The 6,602-nt window shown below is 61.0% G+C and carries 6 protein-coding genes and 1 pseudogene; 6 read left to right on the top strand and 1 reads right to left on the bottom strand.

Annotated elements, in window-relative coordinates:
* Positions 1–1,047: AAA family ATPase (locus tag EOA86_RS17000; protein ID WP_128342704.1), on the bottom strand; the 1,047-nt coding region annotated here is incomplete at its 3' end.
* Between the two features lie 328 nt (positions 1,048–1,375).
* On the opposite strand from EOA86_RS17000, the gene tssA reads away from it, so the two are divergent.
* The 6 genes and pseudogenes from tssA to EOA86_RS16970 all read left to right on the top strand — a co-directional run.
* Complete coding sequence (gene tssA, locus EOA86_RS16995) at positions 1,376–2,545, top strand: type VI secretion system protein TssA (protein WP_065006950.1); 1,170 nt, start codon at positions 1,376–1,378, stop codon at positions 2,543–2,545.
* A gap of 6 nt (positions 2,546–2,551) precedes the next feature.
* On the top strand, positions 2,552–3,091 hold the full coding sequence (gene tssB, locus EOA86_RS16990; protein ID WP_128342703.1) for a type VI secretion system contractile sheath small subunit: 540 nt from the start codon (positions 2,552–2,554) through the stop codon (positions 3,089–3,091).
* A 3-nt stretch (positions 3,092–3,094) separates the two neighbouring features.
* A pseudogene (gene tssC, locus EOA86_RS16985) lies at positions 3,095–4,599 on the top strand (type VI secretion system contractile sheath large subunit).
* Between the two features lie 48 nt (positions 4,600–4,647).
* Entirely contained in the window at positions 4,648–5,103 is a 456-nt protein-coding gene (locus EOA86_RS16980; RefSeq protein WP_065006838.1) for an Hcp family type VI secretion system effector, read from the top strand.
* Entirely contained in the window at positions 5,090–5,845 is a 756-nt protein-coding gene (tssE, locus tag EOA86_RS16975; protein ID WP_127209571.1) for a type VI secretion system baseplate subunit TssE, read from the top strand. Before EOA86_RS16980 ends, tssE begins: the two co-directional genes overlap by 14 nt.
* Before the next feature lies 1 nt (position 5,846).
* The coding region (locus tag EOA86_RS16970) for a type VI secretion system baseplate subunit TssF (protein ID WP_206630048.1) at positions 5,847–6,602 on the top strand (756 nt) is incomplete at its 3' end.

The following is a 6,602-nucleotide window of genomic DNA, read 5'->3' as shown; positions in this document are numbered from 1 at the left end:
GTGCTGCTTGTACTCGGCCCAGGTCGTTGCTGCGATCGTGCGAAGCTCACCCCGCGCCAGCGCCGGCTTCAGCAGATTGGCCGCATCACCGGTTCCTGCCGCGCCGCCGGCGCCGATCAAGGTGTGAGCTTCGTCGATGAAGAGGATGACCGGCGTTTCGGAGGATTGAACCTCGTCAATGACCGCCTTCAGCCGTTTTTCGAATTCACCCTTTACGCTGGCGCCCGCCTGCATCAGGCCGACATCGAGCATACGCACACTGACGCCCTGCAGCGTCGGCGGCACGTCGCCCTCGGCGATGCGCAAGGCAAAGCCCTCGACGACCGCGGTTTTGCCGACCCCGGCCTCGCCGGTCAGGATCGGGTTGTTTTGCCGGCGTCGCATCAGGATATCGACGATCTGCCTGATCTCCGGATCGCGCCCGACGACAGGATCGATCTTGCCGTCGCGGGCGCGCTGGGTCAGGTCGGTCGCATACTTCGCCAGCGCCGAATCCCCGCTCGGAGGCCGCCGCGGTGTTTCGGAGGCGGGAACCTCAGTCGAGGCACCAGCTTCGAGTGAACCCTCCATGATATCTGCGAACCGCGCAATGACGGCCTGCGCATCGATCTTGTCGAATTCACCGCTGATCTTTGACAGCAAGCCTTCCAGCACCGGCGTCTTCAGGCAGGCGAGCAGAATATGCGCACTGCGGACTTCCTCGACGCTGAATTCCAGCCCCGCCAGGCTCCAGGCTTCCTGGATCGCGTGAAAGATATGATCGGAAAACTCCTCGATCGAAGTGGCGCCATAGGGCAGCTTGTCGACGGCGCGGGTCATATCGGCCGTGAGCCGGCTCGCATCCACCCCGGCGTCTGCCAGTATCAGTTGCACATCCGAGCGCTCGGAAAGCACCAGTTGTTCGATGAAGTGAACGAGCTCGACATATGGATTGCCGCGCAGTTTGGCGGTGTCGGCTGCAGCCTTGAAGGCACGCAAACAGACGGGGTTGAGCTTGCCGACCAATTCCTTGCGTTTAAAGCTCTGCGACGACCGGCGCTGTTCCATCGAACTTGCTCCTCCAATCTGCCAGGCAATAAACTGCCACATAAGCAGCGACTTGACAAAGAGCGTTATCGACGGGGCGTCTGGGTGTTCGAACCAGTCGATTTCCCCCTGACAGCAAAGCCGACGCCATCGGCTACAAGCCGTGGAGTGCGCAGCTCTTTGCGGTGCCTTCACATATAGGGTTCGACAATTGCGCCAGCGATTTCGAGCTCAGGCCCCGCTCTGCAAGCTTCCATTAAGATTGAGCAGCAACTAAATTGTGGTAGAGTGTCGCGGTGTGGTAACGTTGGGTCACGCACGGCCCAGGAGCCGCTCGCTGGGGGATGGTGTGATTGATCTCGCACTCTGGCTGAATCCGCTGGACGGTGAAAATCCGTCAGGGGAGGATTTGCGCAACGATCCAGCCTTTCATGAGCTGGAGCGTCTGACGGAACAGCAGAAAAAGGTCGAGTATCAAGGGAACGCCAAGTTAGAAGTTGCCGTTCCGATCGACTGGTCCACGGTGCTCACTAAGGCCGAAGAGCTGCGTCCACACGGCCGGGACCTGCGCCTCCTCGTCATCGTTACGCGTGCTCTGGCCAACGAGTATCGGCTGGCCGGGCTGGCTGAGGGCCTGACCCTCATAGCGCAGACCTTCGATCAGCACTGGGCAACCATGCACCCGGCCCTGCGGTCCGGTGCTACGCCGCGCGACGCCGCCCTGCGCCGCATCAATGCGCTGACTGACCTCCAGAACAGTCAGGATGGCCTGCTCAAGGATTTGCGGAAAATGACGTTTTTCGCGCCGCGTGCAATCGGCCCGATCCTCGGCGAAGATCTGGAGAAGGGCGCGCTCGACGAGCGTGTCATGCTTCAGGAAGCGGCCTCGGGAATGAACGCGACCGAGAAGGCGGCTCTGGCGAGCGCGCACAGCCAATTGGTGAACCGGGTGCGCAGCGCATGCGCCGCACAGATCGATCAGGCCGGCGCGGAGATGACGTCGCTCTTTGCCAATGCGCGCGCCGCGATCGCGGCCCTCGAGGCGGTGGAGACCGCACTCAATGCCCGCATCGAGGGCAGCGGCGCCACCGTTCCGGAGTTAAAGCGGTTTCTGCAGCGTTTGCTGACGACCCTCGAACGAAACTCGGCCGCCGGCGTCACCGCGAATGGCGCCGCAAAGCCTGTTTCCGCGCCTGCAGAACCAGCAGCGCCAGTTCGAAACGGTAATGGAGCCGATACGATGGCAAGTATGGCAAGTTACGCGGAACCGAGCACGGGGCTCCCGGATCGGATTTCCTCGCGCGACGACGTCGTGAAATGCCTCGACCTTGTCGTGGCCTTCTATGACCGCACCGAACCGTCGAGCCCAATCCCGCACCTCGCCCGCCGCGTGCGCCGGATGGTGCATATGGATTTCGTTGAACTGATGGAAGATCTCGCCCCGTCGGGGCTGAAGGAATTCCGGCTTCTTGCCGGCGTTCCCGATGCCAAGAAGACGGCTCAGAAGGATGAAAGGTAACAAGCCATGCCAGCCGAAAGTAAAGCGAAGGTCATCGAACGAAATCGCGCTCCGCGCGTGCAGATCGCCTATGACGTGGAGACCTACGGCAGCCCGACGACGATCGAACTGCCGTTTGTCATGGGTGTGATGGCCGATCTCTCCGGCGCTTCACAGACCAGGGAAGCGTCGAAATCGGTGCTGGACCGCGCCTTTGTCGAGACCGACGCCAACCGCTTCCCCAAGTTCATGGAGGCACTCGGGCCACGCGTGAAAGCCCGAGTGAAAAATACACTACCCCAACCTGAAGGCGCCGAACGGGACGAGGAACTGGCGCTTGACCTCACCTTCACCAAAATGGGTGATTTCGCGCCGGACAAGATCGCCGAGCAAGTTCCGCAATTGGCCGAAATCCTCAAGATGCGTCGTCAGCTCGAGGAACTGCTCGGCTTCATGGACGGCCGTGTCGACGCCGAAAAGCGCATAGCGCAACTTCTGAACAACGAGCCGCTTCTCGGCAAGATCGCCAACCAGGCATTATCCGACGACGACAAGGTTCAGGAGTAAATCATGGCCGAACAACAAAAAACCACAGCCGTTGCCGCTGAGGCGGAAGCCATCGACCTCGGAGAATTCAGCGGGCTCCTCGAGAAGGATTTCAAGGTCAAGAAGGACGACAGCGAAAAGCTGCAGCAACTCGTGCGCAATCTTGCCCTCGCGGCGCAGTCCCGTTCCGACACCACAACCATCTCGTCCAACGCGATCAAGTCGATCAAGTCGCTGATCGCGGGCATAGACAAGATGCTGTCGGAGCAGGTGAACGAGATCCTGCATGCGCCGGAAGTGCGCGAAATGGAAGGCACATGGCGCGGCCTCTGGTATCTCGTCAACAACACCGAGACGGATCAGAAGCTGAAGATCCGGGTGATGAATATTTCCAAGGAGCAGCTCGCCGACACGCTTGAAGACTATGAAGGCCAGATGTGGGACCAAAGCCCGATCTTCAAGAAAGTCTATACGGACGAGTATTCGATGCTGGGCGGCGAGCCGATTGGTTGCCTGGTCGGCGCCTACGAATTCTCGAACCATCCGCGCGACGTCGGCCTGCTGCGTAATATGTCGGGTGTGTGTGCCTCCGCGCATACGCCGTTCATCGCGGCCGCCTCGCCCCGCCTGTTCCGCATGGACAGCTGGCAGGAACTGCCGAACCCGCAGGACCTTCAGATGATCGTCTCAAACCCGGCCTATGCCTCGTGGCAATCGCTGCGCGAGAGCGAGGACGCGCGCTACATCGGCCTGACCATGCCCCGCGTCCTGGCACGACTGCCGTATGGCGCGGAGACCGTTCCGGTGAAGGGCTTCACCTTCGAGGAAGAGGTGCACGGCGACCACAACAAATATGTCTGGATGAACGCCGCCTTCCCAATGGGCGTCAACATAAACCGCAGTCACAAGCTCTATGGCTGGGGCACGCAGATCCGCGGCGTCGAGAATGGCGGCACGGTGCTCAACCTGCCAGTGCACAGCTTCCCGACCGACGACGGGTCGATCGCGATGAAATGTCCGACGGAAGTCGCCATCGACGACCGGCGCGAGGCAGAACTGGCCAAGCTGGGGCTGATGCCTATCCTGCACAGGAAAAACACGGATCTCGCGGCTTTCATCGGCGCGCATTCGCTGCAGGACACGAGACACGTGCCGGCCGGCTGGTCGATCCCGACGCACAGTCGAACGAGCGGCTGAGCGCCAACCTGCCCTATCTTTTCCCGGTTTCGCGCTTTGCGCACTACCTCAAGGCCATTGCGCGCGACAAGATCGGGTCGTTCAAGGAACGCTCCGACATGCAGATCTGGTTGACCGAGTGGATCAACCGATACGTGCTGGCCAACCCGGCCTTTGCCGACGACAAGGCGCGCGCCAAGCGCCCGCTTGCTGCGGCTGAGGTCCAGGTCGACAGCGTGGAAGGACGGCCGGGCTACTACAATGCTCGCTTCTATCTGCGTCCGCATTACCAGCTGGAGGGCATCAACGCTTCGCTCCGACTGGTGTCGGAACTCCCGTCCGTAAAGACTTGATTCGCAGCAACCACACCTTGTTCTGTTTGAAAGCGGTGGAGAAAGACAATGCCAGTGAAAATTGATGGTTTTCTAAAGGTTCCGGATATCAAAGGTCCAAGCGTTCGAGACGGCCACGAGGATGAAATCGAAGTGCATGGGGTCGATTACAAGATAATCGCGCCGTACGATCCGAATTCGCTCTCACGCCGCGGTCGTGTGTCCCTGGGGATGATCAAGTTCACCAAGCACTATGACAAGTCCTCGCCGTATCTGAAAAAGGCGCTGTTCGACAACAAGGCGCTGGACGAAGTTGTGTTCTCCGCCCGCCGGACCATCGATGGCGAGACCAGCGACTATCTGGTCGTTACCCTGACCGACGCTTCCATAATGGAATACGACATGCAACAGGCCGAAGATGAAGCGGACCTGATCGAGGAGGAGGTCAGCTTCGCCTACAAGAAGATCAAGTTCGTCTATAACAAGGATGACGAAATCGAAATGGATGTCTATGTCGGCAAGTGAGGTGCGGCGGCCCGGCGCGGACAAGCTACAGGTAACCGGCAGTTCGCGAGCGAAACGCGAAGCGGTCCAGCCCTCTCTTTGGGACCGCCTCGTCAACGACCTGCCGGGCGTGACCTCCGAGATAGACGGGCTGCGCCAGACCTTACAGGACGAGCTTGGCGCGGACCGGCTGGATGCCCTGCTGGCGGGCAGCGCGCGGCTGATCGATACCGACGCGGAGCTGACGCCCGATCAGAAGCGGCGTCTGCAGCGCCTGGCCTTTCAGACCCAACACCGCGCGGAGATCGAAAGCCGTGGCGTGGTCGTATCGGCCCGCGTCCTCAAGGAGGCCGTGCGGCGCGACATCGAGGCCTTGTTCAACACCGAGCGTTTCGAAGCTGTTCCGCTTCTCTCCGATTTCGAAAGTGAACAGGCCGCAGACAATCCGCCATCATTGGCCGATTTTCCGGAGGTGCGCCGAAGTGTGGTCAACTACGGTGTGCCTTCCTTTTCGGGCCGTTCGTCCCGCGACTTTGATCGCGAGACCCTGGCGCGCGAGATCCGCTCGGTCCTTGCCACGTTCGAGCCCCGTCTCAAGGAAAGCGCAACCAAGGTAACGGTGACCCTCGGCGACAAAAGTGTGGGCCTTAAGATCGAGATAGACGCCGTGCTGATCATGACGCCGACGCCGGAACGCATGCGCCTGCGCACCACGATCAATCTCGACAACGGCCTGGCGCGGACCGAATTTAGGGAAAGCTGAGATGGATCGGGTCTTCGTAGAATATTACGAGGAGGAACTGACCCATATCCGCGGACTCGCGGCGGAATTTGCCGACATGCATCCGGCGGTGGCGCGCAATCTTTCGCTCGATACGGTCCCCTGCCCGGACCCGTATGTCGAGCGGCTGCTTGACGGCGTCGCTTTCCTCGCCGCGCGCACCCGGTTGAAAGTCGATGCCGAGCGTTCGCGGTTTTCACGCAGCGTGCTGGATGTCCTCTATCCCGATCTGGTTACGCCCGCGCCGGCAACGGCAATGGCAGTGCTGAAACCCGGCCAGCAGGTCCAGTCGATGATTGCCGGCCATGTCATCAAGCGGAACACGCGGCTGGTGTCCAGCCTGCAACCCGGCCTGTCGACGCGCTGCACATTCACCACCGCGCAGGAAATGACGCTGTGGCCGATAGCCATCATATCGGTCAGTTATTTCCAGGATCGCAGCGGGTTGGCAGCGGCCGGCATAACACCGATCGGCGGCGTTGGCGGCGAGGCGGCGCTGCGCATCACGCTGGGGCGGGCCGGAAAAGGCAGGCTTAGCGAATTGGCGCTCGACCGGCTTGATTTCTATTTTGCCGGGCGCGCCAAAGCGCCATTGCTGTTCGACGCGATTTTCGGCGCCTGCTCGGCCGTTGGTGCACGGGCCGAGGGCAAGGCCAATCCGCTATCGCCGTTGCCGGGGCCCGAAATGGGCGGCATCAGCGACGACGAGGCGTTGACGCCGCGTACCCGTCCGACATTC

Source organism: Mesorhizobium sp. M5C.F.Ca.IN.020.32.2.1 (assembly GCF_004023105.1).
In the GTDB taxonomy this organism is placed as follows: Bacteria; Pseudomonadota; Alphaproteobacteria; order Rhizobiales; family Rhizobiaceae; genus Mesorhizobium; species Mesorhizobium wenxiniae.
Note: the sequence above shows the minus strand (reverse complement) of the source record. Positions and strands in the feature narration are given on the sequence as shown.

Coding starts and splice junctions, on each gene's coding strand:
- tssB (WP_128342703.1), top strand. CDS start 2,552: ATGCCAGCCGAAAGTAAAGCGAAGGTCATCGAACGAAATCGCGCTCCG.
- EOA86_RS16980 (WP_065006838.1), top strand. CDS start 4,648: ATGCCAGTGAAAATTGATGGTTTTCTAAAGGTTCCGGATATCAAAGGT.
- tssE (WP_127209571.1), top strand. CDS start 5,090: ATGTCGGCAAGTGAGGTGCGGCGGCCCGGCGCGGACAAGCTACAGGTA.